22 protein-coding genes and 1 tRNA gene are annotated in these 22,929 nt (G+C 67.9%); 14 read left to right on the top strand and 9 right to left on the bottom strand.

Features of this window, described 5'->3' with window-relative positions:
* Positions 1-77: 77 nt before the first annotated feature.
* From ACP7AS_RS12690 to ACP7AS_RS12650, 9 genes are all read left to right on the top strand, one after another.
* Positions 78-1,988, top strand: a complete 1,911-nt coding sequence (locus ACP7AS_RS12690) for a DNA polymerase III subunit gamma/tau (RefSeq protein ID WP_426029226.1) — start codon at positions 78-80, stop codon at positions 1,986-1,988.
* Between the two features lie 174 nt (positions 1,989-2,162).
* Positions 2,163-2,492 carry a YbaB/EbfC family nucleoid-associated protein gene (locus tag ACP7AS_RS12685; protein ID WP_426029225.1) on the top strand — a complete coding sequence of 110 codons (330 nt, stop codon included), beginning with the start codon at positions 2,163-2,165 and terminating at the stop codon, positions 2,490-2,492.
* A 15-nt stretch (positions 2,493-2,507) separates the two neighbouring features.
* Complete coding sequence (gene recR / locus ACP7AS_RS12680; RefSeq protein ID WP_426029224.1) at positions 2,508-3,110, top strand: recombination mediator RecR; 603 nt, start codon at positions 2,508-2,510, stop codon at positions 3,108-3,110.
* A 222-nt stretch (positions 3,111-3,332) separates the two neighbouring features.
* A complete protein-coding gene (locus tag ACP7AS_RS12675) occupies positions 3,333-4,175 on the top strand; it encodes a hypothetical protein (protein ID WP_426029223.1) in 843 nt (280 codons plus the stop codon).
* A 448-nt stretch (positions 4,176-4,623) separates the two neighbouring features.
* Complete coding sequence (locus ACP7AS_RS12670) at positions 4,624-5,892, top strand: DNA recombination protein RmuC (RefSeq protein ID WP_426029222.1); 1,269 nt, start codon at positions 4,624-4,626, stop codon at positions 5,890-5,892.
* A 79-nt stretch (positions 5,893-5,971) separates the two neighbouring features.
* Positions 5,972-6,421, top strand: a complete 450-nt coding sequence (locus ACP7AS_RS12665; RefSeq protein WP_426029221.1) for a hypothetical protein — start codon at positions 5,972-5,974, stop codon at positions 6,419-6,421.
* Between the two features lie 10 nt (positions 6,422-6,431).
* On the top strand, positions 6,432-6,623 hold the full coding sequence (locus ACP7AS_RS12660) for a helix-turn-helix transcriptional regulator (RefSeq protein ID WP_426029220.1): 192 nt from the start codon (positions 6,432-6,434) through the stop codon (positions 6,621-6,623).
* A gap of 3 nt (positions 6,624-6,626) precedes the next feature.
* Entirely contained in the window at positions 6,627-7,214 is a 588-nt protein-coding gene (locus ACP7AS_RS12655; RefSeq protein WP_426029219.1) for a hypothetical protein, read from the top strand.
* A gap of 46 nt (positions 7,215-7,260) precedes the next feature.
* Positions 7,261-8,247, top strand: coding sequence for a TraB/GumN family protein (locus tag ACP7AS_RS12650; RefSeq protein ID WP_426029218.1), 987 nt, complete (start codon positions 7,261-7,263; stop codon positions 8,245-8,247).
* Between the two features lie 10 nt (positions 8,248-8,257).
* On the opposite strand, the gene ACP7AS_RS12645 is transcribed toward ACP7AS_RS12650, so the two are convergent.
* Positions 8,258-8,425: a hypothetical protein gene (locus tag ACP7AS_RS12645; RefSeq protein ID WP_426029217.1), complete on the bottom strand. Its 168-nt coding sequence runs from the start codon at positions 8,423-8,425 to the stop codon at positions 8,258-8,260.
* 36 nt (positions 8,426-8,461) lie between these two features.
* Here ACP7AS_RS12645 and ACP7AS_RS12640 point away from each other — a divergent pair, with 36 nt between their 5' ends.
* Positions 8,462-8,629 carry a hypothetical protein gene (locus ACP7AS_RS12640; RefSeq protein WP_426029216.1) on the top strand — a complete coding sequence of 56 codons (168 nt, stop codon included), beginning with the start codon at positions 8,462-8,464 and terminating at the stop codon, positions 8,627-8,629.
* Between the two features lie 11 nt (positions 8,630-8,640).
* Here the strand turns inward: ACP7AS_RS12640 and ACP7AS_RS12635 are convergent.
* The 4 genes from ACP7AS_RS12635 to ACP7AS_RS12620 all read right to left on the bottom strand — a co-directional run bounded on the left by ACP7AS_RS12635 (position 8,641) and on the right by ACP7AS_RS12620 (position 14,084).
* Positions 8,641-8,714 (bottom strand) — tRNA-Gly (locus tag ACP7AS_RS12635).
* 52 nt (positions 8,715-8,766) lie between these two features.
* Complete coding sequence (locus ACP7AS_RS12630; RefSeq protein ID WP_426029215.1) at positions 8,767-10,434, bottom strand: amidohydrolase; 1,668 nt, start codon at positions 10,432-10,434, stop codon at positions 8,767-8,769.
* Positions 10,435-10,665: 231 nt separating this feature from the next.
* Entirely contained in the window at positions 10,666-12,867 is a 2,202-nt protein-coding gene (locus tag ACP7AS_RS12625; RefSeq protein WP_426029214.1) for a 3-hydroxyacyl-CoA dehydrogenase NAD-binding domain-containing protein, read from the bottom strand.
* Between the two features lie 11 nt (positions 12,868-12,878).
* The gene (locus ACP7AS_RS12620; RefSeq protein ID WP_426029213.1) at positions 12,879-14,084 is read right to left on the bottom strand and encodes an acetyl-CoA C-acetyltransferase; all 1,206 of its coding nucleotides are present in this window, start codon (positions 14,082-14,084) and stop codon (positions 12,879-12,881) included.
* Between the two features lie 224 nt (positions 14,085-14,308).
* On the opposite strand from ACP7AS_RS12620, the gene ACP7AS_RS12615 reads away from it, so the two are divergent.
* Positions 14,309-14,860: a hemerythrin domain-containing protein gene (locus ACP7AS_RS12615; RefSeq protein WP_426029212.1), complete on the top strand. Its 552-nt coding sequence runs from the start codon at positions 14,309-14,311 to the stop codon at positions 14,858-14,860.
* Here ACP7AS_RS12615 and ACP7AS_RS12610 read toward each other — a convergent pair.
* Positions 14,857-15,843, bottom strand: a complete 987-nt coding sequence (locus ACP7AS_RS12610) for a KpsF/GutQ family sugar-phosphate isomerase (protein ID WP_426029211.1) — start codon at positions 15,841-15,843, stop codon at positions 14,857-14,859. The genes ACP7AS_RS12615 and ACP7AS_RS12610 overlap by 4 nt on opposite strands.
* Positions 15,844-15,964: 121 nt before the next feature.
* On the opposite strand from ACP7AS_RS12610, the gene otsB reads away from it, so the two are divergent.
* The 3 genes from otsB to ACP7AS_RS12595 are packed head-to-tail and all read left to right on the top strand — an operon-like array spanning position 15,965 to position 20,017.
* The gene (gene otsB / locus ACP7AS_RS12605; protein WP_426029254.1) at positions 15,965-16,753 is read left to right on the top strand and encodes a trehalose-phosphatase; all 789 of its coding nucleotides are present in this window, start codon (positions 15,965-15,967) and stop codon (positions 16,751-16,753) included.
* Complete coding sequence (locus ACP7AS_RS12600; RefSeq protein WP_426029210.1) at positions 16,750-18,534, top strand: glycoside hydrolase family 15 protein; 1,785 nt, start codon at positions 16,750-16,752, stop codon at positions 18,532-18,534. The genes otsB and ACP7AS_RS12600 overlap by 4 nt, the downstream gene beginning before the upstream one ends.
* A gap of 55 nt (positions 18,535-18,589) precedes the next feature.
* The gene (locus ACP7AS_RS12595) at positions 18,590-20,017 is read left to right on the top strand and encodes an alpha,alpha-trehalose-phosphate synthase (UDP-forming) (RefSeq protein WP_426029209.1); all 1,428 of its coding nucleotides are present in this window, start codon (positions 18,590-18,592) and stop codon (positions 20,015-20,017) included.
* Positions 20,018-20,029: 12 nt separating this feature from the next.
* On the opposite strand, the gene ACP7AS_RS12590 is transcribed toward ACP7AS_RS12595, so the two are convergent.
* The 3 genes from ACP7AS_RS12590 to ACP7AS_RS12580 all read right to left on the bottom strand — a co-directional run bounded on the left by ACP7AS_RS12590 (position 20,030) and on the right by ACP7AS_RS12580 (position 22,659).
* On the bottom strand, positions 20,030-21,232 hold the full coding sequence (locus ACP7AS_RS12590) for an acetyl-CoA C-acyltransferase (protein WP_426029208.1): 1,203 nt from the start codon (positions 21,230-21,232) through the stop codon (positions 20,030-20,032).
* A gap of 207 nt (positions 21,233-21,439) precedes the next feature.
* The gene (locus ACP7AS_RS12585) at positions 21,440-21,736 is read right to left on the bottom strand and encodes a hypothetical protein (protein ID WP_426029207.1); all 297 of its coding nucleotides are present in this window, start codon (positions 21,734-21,736) and stop codon (positions 21,440-21,442) included.
* 17 nt (positions 21,737-21,753) lie between these two features.
* A complete protein-coding gene (locus ACP7AS_RS12580; protein WP_426029206.1) occupies positions 21,754-22,659 on the bottom strand; it encodes an SDR family NAD(P)-dependent oxidoreductase in 906 nt (301 codons plus the stop codon).
* Positions 22,660-22,929 lie beyond the last annotated feature (270 nt).

Raw genomic sequence — 22,929 nt, 5'->3', positions numbered from 1 at the left:
CCGTCATCCCCGTCAAAGCGGGGACGCCTTGCGGCGAGGGGGTGCGCGATGCGGCCCTCTCGCTGTAAGACGGATGCATGAGCGACGCCGACCCGAGTCTCGATGGCCCTCCGTGGGAAGAAGATGCGCCCGAGGGCGACGTCGTCGAGCGCGATCCCGACACCGACGACATGTTCGGCGCCCCCGAACCCGCCGGCATGCGCGAGGCCGAGGCCGCGGCGACCAATTCCGCGGTCAAACCGACCAATGAAAGCGCCAAACCCGTCAAGCTGACCAAAGGCGAGGACGGTCCCGCCGCCCATGCCGATGACGGCTCGGCCTACACCGTCCTGGCCCGCAAATACCGGCCGCACACCTTCGAGGACCTGATCGGTCAGGAGGCCATGGTCCGCACCCTGACCAACGCGTTCGCCACAGGCCGCATCGCCCACGCCTTCATGCTCACGGGCGTGCGGGGGGTCGGCAAGACGACCACCGCCCGCCTGCTGGCCCGCGCCCTGAACAACGAGACCGACAGCATCGACCGTCCGTCGCTGGCCCTGACCGATCAGGGCCGCCACGACGCCTCCATCATGGCCGGCCAGCATATGGACGTGGTCGAGATGGACGCCGCCTCCCACACCGGCATCGACGGCATCCGCGACATCATCGAGAGCGTCCGCTACGCCCCCGTCGAGGCGCGTTACAAGGTCTACGTCCTAGACGAAGTCCACATGCTGTCGAACCAGGCCTTCAACGCCCTGCTCAAGACGCTGGAAGAGCCGCCGCCGCACGCCAAATTCATCTTCGCCACCACCGAGATCCGCAAGGTCCCGGTGACCATCCTCAGCCGCTGCCAGCGTTTCGACCTGCGCCGCGTCGAGCCGGAGATCCTCGTCGAACACCTCGCCCGCATCGCCGACCGCGAGGGGATGAAGATCGAACAGGACGCCCTCGCCCTGATCGCCCGCGCCGCCGAGGGCTCGGTCCGCGACGGCCTGTCCCTGCTGGATCAGGCCCTGGTCCAGGGCGACCGCGGCGAGACGGTCAAGACCGAGGTCGTGCGCGACATGCTCGGCCTCGCCGACCGCAGCCAGACCATCGCCCTGTTCGAATCGATCATGGCCGGCCGTACACCGGAAGCGCTGGAGCTGTTCCGGACCCTCTATGGCTACGGCGCCGATCCGGTGCAGATCACCAACGACCTGCTGGAACACTGCCACGCCGCCTCGGTGGCCAAGATGCTGGGTCCGCAGGCGACCCGCCTGCCCAACGATCAGGCCCAGAAGCTGACGGCGCTGGGCGCTGTCATCTCGGCCGGCACCCTGGCCCGCGTCTGGCAGATGCTGCTGCGGGCGCTGGACGAGGTCCGGCGCGCGCCCAATCCCGCCGACGCCGTCGAAATGGCCATCGTCCGCCTCGCCTATGCCGCCGACCTGCCGGGGCCGGAAGAGGCGCTGAAGGCCCTGCGCGACGGCGAGCCCATGCCCGGCGGCGGCTCCGCCCCGCGCGGACCGTCCGGCGGCGGTGGAGGCGGCGGTGCCCAGGCCGCTATGGGGGCCCAGCTCGCCGCCCGCCCGGTCGCCGCGCCCGCCCTGCCGGACCCCCAGTCCTTCGAGCAGGTCGTCGCCCTGATCGGCGAACGGCGCGAGGTCGGCCTGCAGATGGACGTCCAGCGCTACGTTCGCCCCGTGGCCTTCAAGCCGGGGGCGATCACCTATGAAAGCCTCGACGGCGCGCCGATGGACCTGGCCCGCAAGCTGGCCTCGCGGCTCAAGGACTGGACTGGCCGCACCTGGCTGATCGCCGCCAACGGCCAGGGCGGCGGCGAGACCATGATCGAGATCGATCGCCGCAAACGCTCGGAAGAGCGCGCCGGCGTCGAGGCCGACCCCTTCGTCATGGCCGTAATGGCCGCCTTCCCTGGGGCCTCGCTCGGCGAGATCAAGACCCTGGCCCCGGTGGTGGAACTTCCGGTCATCCCGGATGAGGTGGACGAGGATTCCTGATTCCGCTCATCCCGGCGAAAGCCGGGACCCAGTCCTTTCGTAACGAAGCGGCGGACGGGGCAAGCGAACAGCGAATACGTAAACACTGATCGCCCAAAGATCTGGGTCCCGGCTTTCGCCGGGATGAGCGGGGAAGGGTGTCGTTTCTTACCTGGACGTCCTATCTATCGCCCCATGACAGACCTCAACGCCCTCATGAAACAGGCCCAGGCCATGCAGCAGAAGCTGCAGGAGGCCCAGGCGCAAATGGCCGAAACCAGCGCCTCGGGCACCTCCGGCGGCGGCATGGTCACGATCGCGCTCAAGGGCGCGGGCGAGATCACCTCGGTGGTCATCGACGACAGCCTGCTGGTCCCCGGCGAGGGCGAGATCCTCGCCGATCTGATCGTGGCCGCCCACGCCGATGCCAAGCGCCGGCTGGACGAGGTCAACAGCGCCCTGATGCGCGAGGCCGCCGGACCCATGGCCGGGATGAACATCCCCGGCATGCCCAAGCTGTTCTAGGCCCGACACGGACCCATGGCTGCCTCCGCCGGACCCGAGATCGAGCGTCTGATCGCGCTGTTGGCCAAGCTGCCCGGCCTCGGCCCCCGCTCGGCCCGGCGCGCGGCCCTGGCCCTGCTCAAGAAGCGCGAACAGTTGCTGGTCCCGCTGGCGGCGTCCCTGGCCGAGACGGCGGAAAAGGTCTCGTCCTGTTCGATCTGCGGCGCGCCCGACACCCGCAATCCCTGTTCGATCTGCTCTGACGGGGCCCGTGACAACGCCCTGATCTGCGTGGTCGAGGAGGCCGGTGCCCTGTGGGCCATGGAGCGGTCGGGGGCCTTCCGCGGCAAATACCATGTGCTGGGCGGCCTGCTCTCGGCCCTGGACGGCGTCGGCCCGGAGGCGCTGCGGGTCGCCGAACTGGTCGGCCGGGTGCGCGGCGGCGAGGTCGCGGAGGTCGTGCTGGCGCTTCCCGCCACCGTCGACGGCCAGACCACGGCCCACTATCTGGCCGAGCGTCTGACGGGCTCGGGCGTCGAGATCACCTCCCTGGCCCGCGGCGTCCCCGTCGGCGGCGAACTCGACTGGCTGGACGACGGCACCATCATCCAGGCCATGCGCCAGAGAAGGCCGACCTGAGCCGCGCAGGGGAAGCGCGACAAGCCCGGGACTTGCCCGCGCCCCGACCGGAAACGGACCCTATGGGCGTCGGCTTGGGGTGGTGAGCGGACATTTGACCCCGGCGCTATCCCTCAAGGAAAGGCCCGTTCTGCCGACTTCGCCCGCTCGACCCTGATCAGCGCCGGGAAACGCCGCAGGTTCGCCCGGGTCCGGTTCGCTGCCGGCGCACGACACAGGATCGTGGACCATTCGTCGCAGCCGCCGGGCCATGGCAGGTGCCGCCACGAACGTGCATTGTTCGACCCGAACCCGGTGTCGAACGCCGGCCCGTCACCGACGAACGGACGCATGATGACACCGATCAGAAACCTGGCCCTTGTCGCCACCGCGCTGGCGTCGCTCGCTGCATGCTCTGCCCCGGAGCCGACGCCCCCCGCTGCCGAGGTCGTCGATGCCAGCAGCAGCACTGTGCGGGTGCGCGGCACAGTCCAGTCCGTGGCAGACGGTTCGATGACGGTTCAGACCTGGGACGGCCGAACGGTCGCCGTGCCGGTTGCGGCGACAACGCGCTTTGTCTGGGTTGTGGCGTCCAGCCTTTCGACCCTCAAGGACGGCGATTTCGTCGGGACCGCGACCACGGGTCCAAAGACGGCGCTTCGTTCGCTGGAACTGGTGATCTTTCCTGAATCGATGCGCGGCACCGGCGAGGGTCACTATGAGTGGGACGTGCCGGGCGTTGTCGCATCCCGCGGTGGCGGTTCGGTCGTGTCGAGTGCGATGACCAACGGCACGGTCGATAGCCAGAGCGCGATGACCAACGGGACAGTCCAGGCCCAAAGCGCAATGACAAACGGCACGGTTGCCAGCAGTGAAGCGTCGTCCGGCGGCCGTATGCTGACTATCTCCTACGAGGGCGGCACGGCAAACGTCACGATTCCCGAGGGAACGCCGATCGTGCGTTTCGAACCGACCGAAAGGTCTTCATTGGCGGTCGGTCAGAAGGTGTACGTCGTTATACCCAAGGGGACGACGTCTGCCGGGTTTCTGGCGATGGGCAAGGACGGCGTAACTCCGCCGATGTAGCCGGCAGGCCGTCATGGCCGACGCACAGCCTGCTTCGCCTCCATCACCAGACAGAATGATCCAGCTCGAGGGCTGGGCGAGCCGATCATGGGACGTCCTGCCTCGGGTTGGCGGAAGAGGCATCAGGTTTCCGGTCAGCGGAATGCCTGATGCCGTCTCGCCTGCTGTGACCTTCCCCGCTCAATCCTCTGCGCCGGAGCCCGGTTCCCGGAAGCGGACGTCGCAGATGTTTGGAAGGGGTCGGGAGCGGACTGCCGCCTGAGGGTCGAAAGCCGACTCTCGATCACGGCCTGCGTCCGGAATCGACGCATCCGTCGCCTGGCCAGTCTTCTTGGAGCCGTCGGGCGGTCGGGGAAGAGGGGCGAGAAATGTGCACGATGTGCACTCGAACTTTTACGCGCGCGCGCTGCCATGGCGGCCCCTGCCGACTCTCGCTAAGGAACGGAGCATGAACGCTGATCTGGTCCCCGCCATCGCCGCCGCCATCGTCGCCGTCATCGCCCTTTTCTGGGCCGTGATGGAGCGCCGTCGCGCCTCCGCCGCCGATACGCGGGCGTGGGAGCTGCGCGAGCGTTATGCCGAGTCCGAGGCGCGGATGCGCCTGTTCGAGGACCAGGCCGCGACCTCGACCGAACTGCTGCGCGCCCAGGCTCGGGACTCGGCCACGACCGCCGCCGAGGAGTTGCTCAAACGCACCGACGAGACCTTCCGCAATCGCGAGCTCGTGTCCCAGCAGCGGATGGAGGCCCAGCTCAAGCCGGTCGCCGAGACGCTGAAACTGTTCCAGGAGCATGTCGCGGCGCTGGAGAAGACCCGCAACGAGGAGACCGGCGGGCTGAAGGAGCAGCTGGCCCTGCTGATGACCGCCTCCACCGCCACCCGCGACGAGGCGCGACGCCTGACCGAGGCCCTGCGTGGCAACACCGGGCGTCGGGGTCGCTGGGGCGAACAGACCTGCCGCAATGTGCTGGAGGCCGCGGGCATGGCCGGACGGTTCGATTTCGAGGAGCAGAGCTCCAGCGCCGACGACGCCGGCCGCCAGCAGCGTCCTGACTTCGTCGTGCGCCTGCCCGGCGGCGGCATGTTCGTGATCGACGCCAAGGTCTCCCTGGCCTTCGGCGACGCGGCCGACGGCGACGAGGAGGCCCAGGCGAAGGCCGCCTCCCTGCGCACCGCGACCAGCATGAAGACCCACGTCCGCCAGCTGTCGTCCAAGGCCTATCAGGACCAGTTCAAGCCCAGCCCGGATTTCGTCGCCATGTTCGTGCCAGGCGACGCCTTCCTCGCCGCCGCGCTCGATCACGAGCCGGACCTGATGACCACGGCCATGGCCTCGCGCGTGGTCATCGTCACGCCCACGACCCTGTTCGCCCTGTGCAAGGCCGTCGCCTACGGCTGGCGCGCCGAGGAGCAGGCGAAGAACGCCGAGGATGTCGCGAAACTGGGCAAGGAACTCTACAAACGCCTGTCGGTGATGGGCGGCCACGCCGCCGCCGTCGGGCGCGCGCTCGACACCGCCGTGGGCAAATACAACCAGTTCGTCGGCTCGCTCGAGAGCCAGGTCATGGTCTCGGCCCGCCGGTTCGAGGACCTTCAGGTCGACCATGAGGGCAAGGAGTTGGTGGACCTGCCGCCCGTCGACCAGTCGCCGCGCGCCCTCAGCCGGCCGGAACTGGTCGCTGCCGAAACCCGACCGACCGCCCTGCCCAAGGGCTGACCGCGTCCTGGACAAGGACGCTTGACATCGCTGCGCGGTGATGTAAAACACCCTTGTCAAATCGACAGGGAGCCTTGTCATGAACGACCTATCCAGGCCCAGGCGTCCGCACGGACCCGGCGCCTATGTGCTGGTTCTCGGCACCTCCCTGGTCCTGGGTGGCCTGGCGGGCGCGGCCAGCGCCTTCTTCGACGATCAGCCGGGGCCGGTCGGCACCGCGATGACGGCGGCCCTGGTCTCGGCGGCGATGGCGGTGGGGTTCACGGCCTGTATCTGGTGGTGGCGCGGCATCGACGAGGCCGCCCGCGAGGCCCACAAATGGGCCTGGTGGTGGGGTGGGTCCGGCGGCATGGCCGTCGGTTCTGTGTTGTTGCTGACCCTGATGCTGCGGGCCGAGGAACAGCCGCTCCCTGCCGGCATCGGTTCGGCCCCCGCCGACATCTTCGTCTCGGGCATGATGTCCATCCTGCTGTTCCAGCTGGCGGGCTATTCGCTGGCCTGGGCCGGCTGGTGGCTGAAGCACCGGTGAGAGCGGCGTCATGAACAACCGTCTCAAGGTCCTCCGGGCCGAACGCAACTGGAGCCAGGCCGACCTGGCCGATGCGCTCGGCGTCTCGCGCCAGACCGTCAACGCGCTGGAAACCGGCCGTTACGACCCGTCACTGCCGCTCGCCTTCCGCATTGCGAAGGTGTTCGGCCAACCCATTGAATCCATCTTCACGGAGGACTGAGCCATGACCGTCAGTCTCGAAACCCCCCGCACCTCGCTCCTGCGCAAGGCGGCCCTGTTTGTGGCCCTTGCCGTCCTCGGCGGCCTCGCCGGTTACGGGATCAGCACCCTGATGGGCGATGTCCGGACCGTCTGGCAGGACGAACTGGCCGTACTCATGGCCGTCATGACCATCACCACCGGCCTGATCAGCGCCTTCGTCGTCGCCACCCGTCCCTCGACGGTGCCCCGGGGCTGCGGCGTGTTGCAGGTCATCGTCATGCTGCTGGCCGGCACCCTGTTCCTGCTGCCCATGTTCGGAACCGCCGTGGCGACGCCCGAGGTGATCTTCGGTGCCGTCGTGGTCCTGCTGGTGCTGCAGAGCGTCGCCAATCTGATGCTGTGGCGGGCCGCCGATGAGATGTTGCGCCGGGTCATGTCAGAGACCAGCGCCATGGCCTTCTGGGCCCTGCAGCTGTGTCTGTTCGTCTATGCCGCCGCCGAACGGCTGGGGCTGGTCGATACCGTCTCCGGCTGGGGCCTGATGGGCATATTGATGGGCGTCTATTTCATCGCCTCGATCATCGCCGCCGCCCGGCGCGGCCTGCACTGAGCCGTCCTCCCACAATCGCTTTCCACCCTTTCCACGGAGTGTTTCCATGACCGTTTCCGACCGCCTGAAGACGCGCGCCTCCGATCTGGCCCGCACCGCCCTCGGAGCCGTGCTCGGCCTTGGCCTCGCCGGCGCTGTCGCCTTCCAGCCCGCACAGGCCTTTGCCCAGGCGGTCCAGGCCGCGCCCGCCGCCGCCGCCGCGCCCCGGGCCGTACCCCAGGCCCAGGGCGCCGGACCGGCCCTGTGGGTCATCCGCGACGCAGACTCGACCCTCTATCTGTTCGGCACGGTCCACGTCCTGCGCCCGACCACGGCCTGGGGCTCGGCCCGGGTCGATGCCGCCTTCGCCAGCGCCGACCAGGTCTGGTTCGAGATTTCCAATCCCGACGACCAGGCCGCCGTCATGCCTCTGGTCCAGCAGTACGGGCTGTCCCCGGACCGGCCCTTGTCCAGTCTGCTGACGCCTGCGGAGCTGACCGCACTGGATGCGGCCGCCACCGGAGCCGGGGCGACTGCCGCTCAACTGGATTCGCTACGCCCCTGGCTGGTTGGCCTGACCCTGTCGGTCGCGCCCCTGGTCAAGGCCGGCTACGATCCGACGTCAGGCGTCGAGCTGGTCCTCAAGGCCCGCGCCGAGGCCGCCGGCAAGCCGATCCATGGCTTTGAGACCATCGACAAACAGGTCGGCATGCTCGCCGGCCTGCCGGAGGCCGACCAGCTGGCCTTCCTCCGCTCTGTCCTTGAGTCGTACGAGGACGCCACGACCGAACTGGATCAGCTCGTCGATGCCTGGGCCACGGGCGACGTCGCGGGCATCGAGCGTCTGGGCGTCATAGAGATGCGCGAGGAAAGCGAGGCGATGTACGACGCCCTTCTGGTGCAGCGGAACACGGACTGGGCCGGCCAGATCCAGACCCTGCTGGCGGGCTCGGGAACCGTCTTCATGGCCGTGGGGGCTGCCCACCTGGCCGGCGAGGACAGCGTGCAGGAAATCCTCGAGGCCCGCGGCGTGGATGTTGAGGTGGCCCGATGATGGACCAGCCTCAACCTTCGCCCGCCCCGATCAACCCCCGGTGGGTGAGGATCACGGTGATCTGCCTGATCGCCCTATTCTGGGTTGCCGCGGTCATGGCAATCATGCGCGGCCAGTCCTGGGTTGAGGCCGGGTTCACGGCGCTGACCAGCACCTTCCTGCTGTCGGCGGTGGACATCTTCCTGAACCTCAACCGGAAGCGCGGAGGCCACTCATGAAGGGGCTCGCCGTTGCGGTATTCACCGTCGCCTTCCTCGGCTGGGCCTGGCTGGAGTTCGCCTCCGACCGGCCCGCCGACGGGATCAAGGAGATCCTGTTCTGGATCGGGATGGGTGCCGTGCTGGTCAGCGGCTGGGAAGGCCGGAGCCGCGCCCCGCGCTGACGGGGACGGCTTGGAGCGGGCGGCGGGAATCGAACCCGCACGAAAAGCTTGGGAAGCTTTCAGGCTACCACTACATCACGCCCGCGGAGCCGCCGCAGCCTTAGGGCCAACGGGGGACCGCGTCCAGACGGGACGGCTCAGTCGGCGCGATAGACGACGACGCCGTCAACCACGGTCAGGGTCGCCTTGCCTTTCGGTATGTCCGCGAAGGGCGCGGTCATCAGGTCGACGTTGAAGGCGGTCAGGTCGGCGCGCTTGCCGACCTCGATCGTGCCCAGCTCGGCCTCGCGGAAGCTGGCGTACGCGGGCCAGAGGGTGAACATCTTCAGGGCGGTGGCGCGGTCGACCGCCTCGTTCGGACGCCAGTCGGGGCCCTGGTTGCCCTCGAGATCGCTGCGGGCGACGGCGGCGTAGAATTCGATCAGGGGCGCGCCGCGCTCGACCGGGGCGTCAGAGCCGCCGACGACGACGACGCCCATGTCGACCAGGCTGTGCCAGGCATAGGCCCCGTCCAGCCGGGCGTCGCCGAGGCGGGCGGGGGCGAAATACAGGTCGCCGATGGCGTGGCTGGGCTGCATCGAAGCGATGATCGGCAGGTCCTTGAACCAGTGATAGTCGGACGGCCGCAGGATCTGGGCATGTTCGATCCGCCAGCGCACGTCCTGACCGTTGGGGCGGTAGGCCGGCGGGACCTCGCGCAGGGCCTGGTCGTACCACTGGGCCACAGAGGCATTGCCGCGGTCACCGATGGCATGGGTGGCGATCTGGATGCCGCCGCGCAGGGCGGCCTCGTACAGGGGCACGATCTCCGCGCCGGTGATCTGCATCAGGCCGGTGGTGTCGGGCCGGTCGGCATAGGGTTCGAACAGCGCCGCGCCGCGCGAGCCCAGGGCCCCGTCGGCATAGTATTTGATCGCCCGGGTGATGATGCGGCCGTCGCCGACGCTGCGCGGGCCGCCCGCGATCAGGGCAGCGGCGCCGTCGGGCGTGACGCTGTTGTAGATGCGCAAGGGGGCCTCGCCCGCCTCGGCCATGGCCTCCAGCAGGGGGATGTCCTTCCACGGCGCGCTCATGAAGTGGACACCGGTCCAGCCGTAGGCGGCCTCGACACGGAAGCCGGCGCGATAGGCCTCGCGCAGGGCCGCCGGATCGGCCTGGGGCATGAGGCCGGCGACCAGCTGTTCGGCGGCGTCGACCAGAAGGCCGGTGGGCTTGCCGTCCGGGCCCTTGAGGATTTCGCCGCCCGACGGAGCGACGGTCGAGGCGTCGATGCCGGCGGCGAGGAGGGCCGGCGTGGACGCGACCACGGCGTGGCCGTCGGCCCGGCCCAGCAGCACGACCCGCCCCGGCGCGGCGGCGTCGAGGTCGGCGGCGGTCAGGAAGCGGGCCCCGTTGGCGGATTCGGGCCAGCGGGTCTCGATCCAGCCGCGCCCGACGATCGGGCCCTCCGGGTAGGCCGCGGCCCAGGCCGTCAGACGGGCCATGGCGTCGACGACCGAGGTCGAGCCTTCCAGGTTCAGCGTCAGCTCGCGCCAGCCGATCCCGTCGAGATGGGCGTGGCCGTCGGTGAAGCCGGGGAACAGGAAGGCCCCCTTGAGATCCAGCGTTTCCGCGTATTCGACTTCGGGGGCACCCGAGGCCGGGCCGACATAGGCGATCCGCCCGTCCTGGACGAGGACGACCTCGGCGGTCGGTCGCTCGGCGACGCCCGTGTAGATCGTGCCGCCCCGGATCAGCAGCTCCTGGGCCGCGGCGCTCCAAGCGACGGACCCGAGCAGAAGGGCGAGGGCGAGGGGACGGATCATATGGACGCTCCGGGATTCAGGAGCGATCGGTGGAGCCGAAAGCCGCTGGCGTCAAGCGAGAGGCTTGAACCCTCTCCCCTTGCGGGAGAGGGAGACCGCGCACGGCGGCGGAGCCGCCGTTGTGGCGCGGTCGGGTGAGGGGTCGCACGAACCTTTGTCGATGGACCGATGCAACCCCTCATCCGACCCGCTTCGCGGGCCACCTTCTCCCGCAAGGGGAGAAGGAAACACTTAAGCCGCCGCCTTCTGCTTGCCTTCGAAATTGCCGTAGAAGGTCTCGCCCTTCGCGGCCATGTCGCGGAGCAGCTGAGGGACCTTGAAGCGGTCGCCGTGGGCGGCGGCCAGTTCGTCGGCCCTGGCGACAAAGGCCTTCAGGCCCGTCTGGTCGATCAGGGTGATCGGCCCGCCGGTCCAGGGCGCGAAGCCCCAGCCGAGGATGGCCCCCAGATCGGCCTCGCGCGGGTCGTCGATGACGCCCTCTTCCCAGCACCGTGCGACCTCGACGGCCTGGCGGTACAGCAGCCGGGTCTTAAGCGCCTCGACATTGGCCAGGGCGTCGGGGCTTTCGCCGAAGCCGTCAGTCTTCGTCGTCGGAGCGAGCTCGGACAGGCCCTTCCACAGCGTCTTGGGCGTGCCCTTTTCGGCCGGGTAGTCATAGAAGCCCATGCCGTTCTTGCGGCCGAACCGTCCGCCCTCGACCATGGTGGCGACGATGTCCTCGCCCGGGTTGGGGACGTATTTGTCGCCCAGGTCGGCGCGGGTCTGTTTGCCGATCTTGTAGGACAGGTCCAGCGCGACATCGTCGTGCATTTCCAGCGGGCCGCGCGGCATGCCGGTCATGCGGCCGACGTTGTCGATCAGGGCCGGGGCATAGCCCTCCTTCAGCATCGCCATGCCTTCGGTCAGGAAGGTGGAGAAGCAGCGGCTGGTGTAGAAGCCGCGGCTGTCGTTGACGACGATCGGGGTCTTCTTGATCTTCAGGACATAGTCGAGCGACCTGGCCAAGGCCTCCTGCGAGGTCTTTTCGCCCATGATGATCTCGACCAGCATCATCTTGTCGACGGGCGAGAAGAAGTGGATGCCGATGAAGTCCTCAGGACGGATCGAGGCCTCGGCCAGACCCGTGATCGGCAGGGTCGAGGTGTTGGAGCCGAAGATGGCACCCGGGGCCAGCTGGGCCTCGGACTTGCGGGTGACGTCGGCCTTGATCTCGCGGCTTTCGAACACGGCCTCGACGACCAGATCCGAGCCCTTCACATGGGCGTAGTCGGTCGTGGCGGTGACCATGGCCAGGAGGGCGTCGTGCTTCTCCTGGGTCATCTGGCCGCGCTTGAGGCGTTTGCCCAGCAGGTCGGCCACGTGCGCCTTGCCCTTGTCGGCGGCTTCCTGGGTCTGGTCGATCAGCACGGTCTCGATGCCGGCCATGACCTGCACATAGGCGATGCCCGCGCCCATCATGCCGGCCCCCAGGACGGTGACCTTCTTCGGATCGGATTTCGGCACGCCGGCGGGGCGGACGGCGCCCTTATCGAGCTCCTGTTTCGACAGGAACAGGCTGCGGATCATGGCCTGGGCCTGCGGCGTCATCAGGGTCTTGATGAAGTAGCGGGTCTCGATGCGCAGGGCCGCATCCATGGGGACCTGAACGCCCTCATAGACGGCCTTCATCAGGTTCGTCGCGGCCGGATAGTTGCCGTAGGTCTGCTTGCGGATCATCGCATTGCCGACGAGGAAATTCTGGATGCCGGCCGGGTGGTAGGGGCCGCCGCCGGGCAGCTTGAACGCCTTGTCGTCCCACGGCTGGACGGCCTTGCCGCCGCCCTTGATCCAGGCCTTGGCGGCCTCGACTTCCGAGCCCTTGGCAACGACCTCGTGGACGAAGCCGGCACCCTTGGCGTCGTTCGGACGGAAGGACTTGCCCTCGGTCATGGCCATCATGGCCTGCTGCACGCCGATCAGGCGCGTCAGGCGCTGGGTGCCTCCGCCGCCGGGGAAGAGGCCGACCTTGATCTCGGGCAGGCCGAGTTGGATCCTGTTGTCGTCACCGACGACCCGGTAGTGGCAGGCCAGCGTCAGTTCCAGACCGCCGCCGAGGGCGAGGCCGTTGATCGCGGCCGCAACCGGCTTGCCGCAGGTCTCGAGCGCGCGCAGGGCACCGTTCAGCTTCCAGCCCGCGTCGTAGGCTTCCTGCAGCGAGCCACCGGCCAGCATGCCGCCGGCCATGTCGCCGAGGTCGGCGCCGGCGCAGAAGCCCGAGGCCTTGCCCGAGGTCAGGACCGCGCCCTTGATGGCGTCGTCGGTCTTCACCCGTTCGACCCATTCGGGGATTTCCTTCATCACGCCCGAGGTCAGGGTGTTCATCGACCGTCCGGGGACGTCGAAGGTGATCAGGGCGATGCCGTCGGCATCGACGTCGATCTTGAAGTTTTCCATGCTCATGATCCTCAGACGCGTTCGATGACGGTGGCGGTGCCCATGCCGCCGCCGATGCACAGGGTGATCAGGGCGGTCGACCTGTTCGACCGTTCCAGCTCGTCCAGGGCGATGCCGGTGATCATGGCACCCGTGGCCCCCAGCGGGTGGCCCATGGAGATGCCGCCGCCGTTCACGTTCATCTTCGAATGGTCGATGTCGAGCGCCTGCATGTAGCGCAGGACGACGGCCGCGAAGGCTTCATTCAGCTCCCACAGATCGATGTCGGCGGTGGTCATGCCCAGCTTGCCCAGCAGCTTCCGGGTCACATATTCAGGTCCGGTCAGCATGATCGACGGCTCCGAGCCGATCGAGGCGCCGCCCAGGACTTTGGCGCGCGGCTTCAGGCCCAGTGCCTTGCCGGCTTCCAGCGAGCCGATCAGCACGCCGGCCGAACCGTCCACGATCCCCGACGAGTTGCCGGGGGTGTGGACGTGGGTCATGCGCTCGACCTCGGGGTAGCGCTGGCCGATCACGGCATCGAAGGCCATCTCGCCCATCATGGCGAAGGACGGGTTCAGCGCACCGAGGGTCTGCATGTCGGTCGAGGGGCGGATGGTCTCGTCGCGGTCGAGGATGGTCAGGCCCAGCTGGTCCTTGACCGCCAGCACCGATTTCGAGAACCGGCCGTCGGCCCAGGCGGCGGCGGCGCGCTTGTGGCTTTCCATCGAATAGGCGTCGACGTCGTCGCGGCTGAAGCCGTATTTCGAGGCGATCATGTCGGCCGAAACGCCCTGCGGCACGAACCAGGTCGGGAAGGCCGAGGAGGGGTCGACGGGCCAGGCACCGCCGTCCGAACCCATGGGCACGCGGCTCATCGCCTCGACGCCGCCGCCGACGGCGAAATCGGCCTCGCCGGACTTCACCTTTGCCGTGGCCATGTTCACGGCTTCCAGGCCCGAGGCGCAGAAGCGGTTGATCTGCACGCCGGCCACCGTCTGGGCCCAGCCGGCCGAAAGCACGGCGGTACGGGCGATATCAGCCCCCAGTTCGCCGACGGGGGTCACGCAGCCGAGAATGACGTCGTCGACCTTGGACGTGTCCAGGTCGTTGCGGTCGCGCAGGGCTTCCAGCACCTGGGTCGCCAGCGACAGGCCGGTGATCTCGTGCAGGGACCCGTCCTTCTTGCCCTTGCCGCGCGGGGTGCGCACCGCATCGTAGATATAGGCGTCGGCCATGGGAGCAGGTCTCCAATAAGGACGGATTCAAATGTGCCCGCCACAAACCCTACGTTTACGTCAACGTCAAGTATTTCATGATCCCGACATCGTCGGCGATTGCGCTGTGTCCGGTCCCGAACACCGTCTTTCGAGAATGACTCTCAGCTTTCGGGTCCAGGGAACGACCGGCGGGATCTGCGGATTAGGCCCTCGGACACGCTGGCTGTCAGGAGGAGAATACCATGGCCCAGACCTACGAACACATGGATGCGATCGCCCTGCTGAAGGCCGATCACCGCAAGGTGGAGGAGATTTTCGCTGCCTTCGAGAAGGCGACGTCAAAGGCGAGGAAGCAGGCCCTGGCCGAGCAGGCCTGCCTGGAACTGAAGGTCCACACCGTGATCGAGGAAGAGGTCTTCTATCCGGCCTGCCGCGGCAAGATCGACGAGGACCTGCTGAACGAGGCCTATGTCGAGCATGACGGTGCCAAGCTGATGATCAACGACATCGAGGCCGGTGGCCCGGACGAGGAATTCTACGACGCCAAGGTCAAGGTGCTGTCCGAGATGATCGAGCACCATGTCGAGGAAGAGGAGATGCGTTCCGAGGGCATGTTCGCCCAGGCTCGCGCCGCCGGGCTCGACATGGACGCCCTGGCCGACGCGATGCGCGCCCGCAAGGCGACGGCAATGGAGGAATTCCAGGCCGGCAAACCCGCGGTGACCCTGACGCTGGAAGGCGATGACACCAAAAAGGCGCTGCTGGATCGCCCGATGGACGCCGACGCCCGCTAGCCGACGTAGCCGGCCTGCATCAGTTCGGCGATGTGGACGATGGCCAGGGGGCGGCCGTCGTCCACCACCAGCAGGGTAGCGATCCTGTTCTGGGTCATCAGGTCGACGGCGTCGCTCATGCGCGCATCCGGGCCGATGACCTTGGGGCTGGGGCTCATCACATCGGCGGCGGTCAGGCCGGTGAGGTCGCGCGAGAAGGCCCGGCGGATGTCGCCGTCGGTGACGATCCCGGCCAGCCTCCCGTCCCCGGTGAGCACGGCGGCGGCACCCTTGCGGCCCTCGGTGATGGCGGACACGACCTCGGCGAAGGTCGCGGTCAGGGGCACGGTGGCGGGGGCCGGGGGACGGTCACCCATCCAGTCGCGCACGCTCTGCAGACTCATGCCCAGCTTGCCGCCGGGGTGATGCAGCCCGAACGCCTCGGCAGTGAAGCCGCGACGGTCCATGAGCACCATGGCCAAGGCGTCGCCGAGGGCGAGAGTCATCAGGGTCGAGGTCGTGGGGGCGAGGTTGTTGGGACAGGCCTCGGCCACCTGCGGCATGGTCAGGCAGACGGCCGACGAGCGGCCGAGGAAGCTGTTGGGCCGCTGGGTCATGCCGATGACCGGAATGCCCTCACGCTGGCAGTAGGTCAGCGGATCGCGCAGTTCGCGGCTTTCTCCCGAGTTGGAGATGGCCAGCAGGGTGACGTCCTTGCGCAGCATGCCGAGGTCGCCGTGACTCATCTCGGCCGGATGGACGAAGAAGGCGCTGGTGCCCGTCGAGGCCAGGGTGGCGGCGATCTTGCCGCCGATATGGCCCGATTTGCCCATGCCGGTCACGACCAGATAGCCGGGGCGGGACAGGATGACCTCGCAGGCGCGGGCCATGCTGTCGTCGAGGCCGGTCTCCAGCGCCTGAAGCGCGGCGATGTTCAACTGGATCACCGCGCGGGCGCGGGCGGTGATGGCGGCGGTATCGGCGGGCAGGACAGCGTCGGTCATCCGCCGGAATTGGCCCATCCTGTCCGGTTTCACAACGCCCGGCCCCCGGCGAACCATGCTGCAATGCGAAGAAATGAGCGGCAGCGGACAACCATCGGCTCTGCGGCGCGTTAGCGTGACCATGGGGACGTCCGACCTGATCATCGACGCCGTGACCACGGCCGCCGCCGCCCTTGCGCCCTTGCCCGCGCCGCCCCGCCGCCTGCCGCGGCCCGCGTTGTTCCTCGACATGGACGGTGTCCTGGCCCCGCTGGCCGAGACGCCGGACGCTGTGGTGCCGGACGCCCGGCGCACGGCAGTCTTGCGCGGCCTGGCCGGTCGGCTTGACGGGCGGGTCGCCATCATCAGCGGCCGCACGATCGCCGAGATCGACCGCATCGCCGAAAGCGCCGCCGCCTCGGCCTCGGGCGTGCACGGGCTTGAGCGCCGGCGCGCCGACGGGTCGCTGGACCGCGCTGACGCCGACCCCGCCGTACGTGACGCCGTGGCGGCCTTCCACCAGTTCGCCCGCACCCGCCCCGGGCTCATCGTCGAGGACAAGGCCGTGTCCGCCGGCCTGCACTATCGCCAGGCGCGGGGTGAGGCCGAGGCGGTGGGAGCCCTGGCCGAGCGGCTGGCGGACGAGACAGGCCTGACGCTGCAGGCCGGGCATCTGGTGGTCGAGCTGAAGACGCCGGGGACGGACAAGGGCACGGCCCTGACCGCCTTCATGGCCGAAGTGCCGTTCAAGGGGGCCGTGCCGGTGATGCTGGGCGACGACCTGACCGACGAGGACGGCTTCCGCGCTGCCGGGGCGCTGGGCGGGTTCGGCGTGCTGGTCGGGCCGCCCCGCGACACCGCCGCCCGCTACAGCCTGCCGGACGTCGAGGCTGTCCTGGTCTGGCTCGACAGTGTCGAGGAAACCGCATGACCCCGAACCTCGACCTCGCCCCGGTCGGCAACTGTTCGATCAGCGCCCTGATCGACCGCAACGGCCGCTATGTCTGGGCCTGCGCGCCGCGCGTGGACGGAGACCCGGTGTTCTCGGCCCTGATGGACGGGTTCGAACCGGACCATGGCTTCTGGGACATCCAGCTTGAAGGCCTGAAGACCGTCGAACAGGCCTATGTGCGCAACACACCGGTCCTGAGGACCGTCCTCACCGCCGAAGACGGGGCCTCGGTCGAGGTCATCGATTTCGCGCCCCGCCATCCCAAACACAGCCGCACCTATCGACCTCTCGCCTTCGGCCGGATCGTCCGCCCCCTGAGTGGATCGCCGCGCATCCGGGTGCGCCTGCGCCCCTCGGCCGGCTGGGGCGCGCGTCGGGCCGAGACCACCCATGGCTCGAACCACATCCGTTATCTGTGCACGGACGTGACCTTCCGGCTGACGACCGATTGTCCGGTCTCCCACATTCTGAACGAGCGGGTCTTCCGCCTGGAGGGGTCGCACGCCTTCTTCTTCGGCCCCGACGAGGGCTATGACCAGGATGTCGGCCCGGGCGTTTCGGGGGCGCTGGACCGCACGGTGGCCTATTGGCAGGACTGGGTCCGCACCCTCTATCTGCCGCTGGACTACCAGGAGGCGGTGATCCGCGCGGCGATCACGCTCAAGCTCTGCGCCTATGAGGAAACCGGCGCGATCGTCGCGGCCATGACGACCTCGGTGCCCGAATTTCCCGAGAGCGGGCGCAACTGGGACTATCGCTACTGCTGGATCCGCGACGCCTATTATGTGGTGCGGGCACTGAACCGGCTGGGTGCGGTCGACCTGCTGGAAAACTACCTCGGCTATCTGCGCAATCTGGTCGACGCGTCCGGCGGCGGGCACGTCCAGCCGGTCTATGGCGTCGGGCTGGAAGAGGACATCGACGAGCGGATCACCGAAACGGTCGCCGGCTATCGCGGCATGAAGCCCGTTCGCATCGGCAATCAGGCGCGCGAGCATCTGCAGCACGACGTGTACGGACAGATCGTCCTGCCGCTGGTTCAGGCCTTCTATGACCAGCGGCTGCTGCGACCCGGCACGATCGAGGATTTCCACGCGCTGGAGAAGGTCGGCGACCGCGCCTTCGCCATGCACGACCAGGTCGACGCCGGCCTTTGGGAGTTCCGGACGATCGCGCGGGTGCACACCTATTCCGCGGTGATGTGCTGGGCCGCCTGCGACCGGCTGGCCAAGGCCGCCGATCATCTGGGGCTGGCCCATCGCGCCTCGTTCTGGCGCGATCGCGCGGCGATCATCCGGGGCCGGATCGAAAAGGAGGCCTTCGTCGCGGACGAGGGCCGGTTCGCCGCCAGCTTCGGCAATCGCGAGCTCGACGCCTCCCTGCTGCAGATGACCGACCTCGGCTTCCTCGACGCCCGCGACCCGAGGCAGGTCGCGACCTTCGACGCGATCGAACGCGACCTGAAGAAGGGCCCCTATCTGTTTCGCTACGTCGAGCCGGACGATTTCGGCGAGCCGGAAACGGCGTTCAACTTCTGCACCTTCTGGTTCATCGAGGCCCTGCACCAGAACGGCCGCGACGCTGAAGCGCGCGAGATCTTCGAGGAAATGTTGAGCCGCCGCACCCACGCCGGCCTGCTGTCCGAGGATCTGTCGCTGGGCGACAAGGAGCTGTGGGGCAACTATCCGCAGACCTATTCCCTCGTCGGCATCATCAACTGCGCGGTGCTGCTCAGCCGGTCCTGGACCGACGCGCGGTGAGGGGCCTCACGACATCGCGTTGCGACCGTGCGCGGGTCGAAGGCGTTGTCCGTCCATGAGCCGGCTGATCGTCGTTTCCAACCGCGTGTCCGCGCCCAGGGACCCCGCCGCAGGCTCGGCCGGCGGTCTGGCCATGGCCTTGTCGGCGGCACTGCGGAAATACGACGGCCTGTGGTTCGGCTGGTCCGGCGAGACGGTCGAGCATTTCACCGGCGAGCTGAAGATGGAGGATCGCAACGGCGTCACCGTCGCCCTCGTCGATCTGGAAGCCCAGGATGTCGACGAATATTACAACGGCTACGCCAACAAGACGCTGTGGCCCCTGTTCCACCATCGGGTCGATCTGACGGCCTATGAGCGGTCCTACGGCGAGGGCTATGAGCGGACAAACGCCCGGTTCGCCGAGGTCCTGGCCCCCCTGATCCAGCCCGACGACGTCGTCTGGATCCACGACTACCACATGATCCCGCTGGCCCGGGACCTGCGACGGTTGGGGATCCGCAACCGCATCGGATTCTTCCTCCACATCCCCTGGCCGGTCCGGCAGTTGCTGGTCACCCTGCCGCACCACCGGCGGCTGGTGGAGACGCTGTTCGACTATGATCTGGTCGGATTCCAGACCCGTGAGTGGCTGGACCTGTTCCGCGACTATGTCGCTTCGGAACACGGCGTGGACGGCAAGCTGTTGCCCAATGACGCGGTGGAGGCGTTCGGCAAGACGGTCCAGACGGGGGTCTTCCCGATCGGCATCGACGTGGAGGGCTTTATCGCCGCCCGCAACTCGCCGCAGGGCAACCGGACCTATGACCGGATGGCGGCCTCGGCGGCCTTCCGCTCGCTGATGGTCGGCGTCGACCGGCTCGACTATTCCAAGGGACTGGAAGAGCGGCTGCTCGGCTATGAGCAGTTTCTGGCGTCGCATCCCGACATGCGCGCCGAGGTGCTGCTGCTGCAGATCACACCCATCTCGCGCGACGACGTCGATACCTATCAGGACATCCGCGGGCGTCTCGACTCCCTCGCCGGACGCATCAACGGCGAATACGCCGACATGGACTGGCAGCCGATCCGCTACATCAACCGCACCTATCGCCGCGATCAGCTGGCCGGCATCTATCGTGCCGCCCGGGTCTGTCTGGTCACACCGCTGCGGGACGGCATGAATCTGGTCGCCAAGGAATATGTCGCCGCCCAGAATCCGGACGATCCCGGCGTTCTGGTGCTGTCGCGATTCGCCGGGGCCGCCGAACAGATGGGCGAGGCCCTGCTGGTCAATCCGTTCAGCCGCGAAGAGCTGTCCGATGCGATCCAGCGCGCCCTGACCATGCCGCTGGCCGAGCGCAAGCGGAAATGGGCGTGCCTGATGCAGGTGGTGCGCGACACCGACGTGGGCATCTGGCGCGACGACTTCGTCTCGACCCTGCGCGCCATCGAGCGTCCGGCCGTCGGGAACGGCACCGCCGTTCCCGCCCATGCGGCCTGAAAACCAGAGGGTTTAGTAGATCTCGAACAGCCCTGCGGCCCCCATGCCGCCGCCGATGCACATGGTGACGACGCCGTACTTGGCCCCGCGCCGCTTGCCTTCGATCAGGACGTGGCCGGTCATCCGGGCACCCGACATCCCGTAGGGGTGGCCGATCGAGATGGCACCGCCCGAGACATTCAGCCGGTCATCGGGGATGCCCAGGGTGTCCTGGCAATAGAGCACCTGGGCGGCGAAGGCCTCGTTCAGCTCCCAGATGCCGATGTCGTCGACGGTCAGGCCGTGACGCTTCAGCAATTTGGGCACGGCATAGACGGGGCCGATGCCCATTTCGTCGGGCTCGCAGCCGGCGACGGCCATGCCGCGATAGGCCCCCAGCGGCTGAAGCTGGCGCTTCACAGCCTCTCCGGCCTCCATGATGACGCAGGCCGAGGCCCCGTCCGACAGCTGGGACGCATTGCCCGCCGTGATAAACTCACCCTGCTGGATTACTTCGCCGCCGCCGAAGACGGGCTTCAGCGACTGAAGGCCGTCCAGCGTCGTATCGGCGCGGTTGCCTTCGTCTTTCGAGAGGGTGACCTCCTTCGCAGAGGCCTGGCCGGTCGCCTTGTCCATCACCAGCATGGTGCTGGTCATCGGGACGATCTCGGCGTCGAGGCGACCCTCGGCCTGGGCCTTGGCAGTGCGCTGCTGGGACTGCAGGGCGTAGGCGTCCTGGCGGTCGCGGGAGATGCCGTAGCGGCGCGACACGACCTCGGCTGTCTCCAGCATCGACATATAGATGTGCGGCGAGAGGGCCAGCAGCGCCTCGTCCTTCATCCGGTACAGGTTCATATTCTGGTTCTGGACCAGGGAGACGGACTCCAGCCCGCCCCCGACCGCCATCTTCTGCTGGTCGAAGATCACCTGTTTGGCCGCCGTGGCGATGCCCATCAGGCCCGAGGCGCACTGGCGGTCCAGGCTCATCCCCGGAACCGACGACGGCAGGCCGGCCGCGAGGGCGATCTGGCGCGCGACATTGGTCCCGGTCGAGCCCTGTTGCAGGGCCGCACCCATGATCACGTCCTCGATCTCGGCGGGGTCCACGCCCGACCGCGCCACGGCGTGCCGGACGGCGTGGGCCCCTAGCTGCTGGGCCTGGGTGTCGTTGAACGCCCCGCGATAGGCGCGGCCGATCGGGGTGCGGGCGGTGGAGACGATGACGGCTTCGCGCATGGACAGGCCTCTGGAAGTAAGTGAAATTTTGTCAGACGTTTCGTGGGTCGGTTGTTAGCGGGTCTCACTCAGGACCATCGGGGCCGATTGCGAATACGTCCACCCCGGACCGAACGCCTGTGCCCGACCATCCCAGAATTCGATCCGCTCGAAGCTGCTTTCCATGCCGATCCTGTTTCTGAGCACCAGAACGATCCTCGGGCCATGCTAGCAGTCTCGCCGAAACACAAACATATTCTCGGACGAGCGCTGGAACCAGATCAGGTCGCCGGAGCCAAACTCCATCGGATCATCATCGACAACCGCGGTGACCGCCAAGGGGTCGCTCGCGCCCGCCGGGACAACACGAACCGTTTGGCCCGTATCCTCGAGTACGAAAGTGTCTGCCTCGGCAGAGCGCGCCGCCTGCACAACGATCGGGCATTCTCTCGTTGGCGCGATCGTCGGCGTGTGACCGTCCGGGGAGGCATAGGCGATGAAAGCGGCAATTCCGGTCACAACCATGAGCTGGCTCCCGTCGATCAGCGGCTGGCGGCCTGCGCCTTGGTCAGTTCGATCATGCCCTGGGCGGCCCCCATCTCCGGCACGATCTCGCCCGTGCGGTCCGAGATGTCGGCGAACCGGGCGGCGACCTGTTCCGGCGCGTCTTCGCCGACGGCCCGGATACCCTGGGTCAGGGTGATGTAGGCCCGCTCGAACCCGCCCGCGCCCGCCGTCAGGATGCAACGGCTCGGCGCATCCTCGCTGACCAGATACAGCAGGCCCGGAGACACCGTATCCGGCCCCAGCAGGTCGAGCGGCAGACGCGCGCCCAGATCCTCGGTCATGCGGGTGTGGGCGGTCGGAGCCAGGCAGTTGACCCGGATGTCGTTCTTCGCGCCCTCGATCGACAGGGTCTGCATCAGGCCCACCAGGGCCATCTTGGCCGCGCCATAGTTGGACTGGCCGAAATTGCCGTACAGGCCCGAGGACGAGGTGGTCATGACGATGCGGCCGTAGTTCCGCTCACGCATAATGTCCCACACCGCCTTGGTACAGATCACCGCGCCCATCAGGTGGACGTCGACGACGAAGCGAAAATCCTCAAGCTCCATCTTGGCGAAGGTCTTGTCGCGCAACACACCGGCGTTGTTGACCAGGATGTCGACCCGGCCCCACTGCGCCATCGCCGCCACCACCATGGCCGTGACCGCCGCCACATCCGTGACCGAGGCAGCGTTGGCGATCGCCTCGCCGCCGAGGGCGCGAATCTCCTCGACGACGGCCTCGGCGGCCGTGGCGGAGCCTCCCGAACCGTCCCGCGCGCCGCCCAGGTCGTTGACCACCACTTTTGCGCCGCGTTTGGCCAGGGCCAGGGCGTGTTCACGCCCCAGACCCCCTCCGGCTCCCGTCACGATGGCCACCCGGCCCTCAAACCCAATCGCCATGTCGTGCTCCTTGTCTGCGGGAATCTATCGGGAAGGTGCTTCGATACGGGAAACACCGGCCCAATGTGTTGAAACGGCGCCACAGTCGCCGCATTCGTAGCCAGAATACGGAACCGCGACCGTACATTCTCGTTCGGCCTCGGGAGCGTCCCGTATACATGGGTCTTCGGGCAAACAATGAGCATGAGGGATATGATGAAGGTGAAACTTCTCGCCGGCGTCGCGATGGCGGGGCTGTTGTCAGCCGGCGCTGCGGCGGCTGAGCCGAAT

It is taken from the genome of Brevundimonas sp. TWP2-3-4b2 (genome assembly GCF_049897345.1).
GTDB lineage: Bacteria > Pseudomonadota > Alphaproteobacteria > Caulobacterales > Caulobacteraceae > Brevundimonas.
Note: the sequence above shows the minus strand (reverse complement) of the source record. Positions and strands in the feature narration are given on the sequence as shown.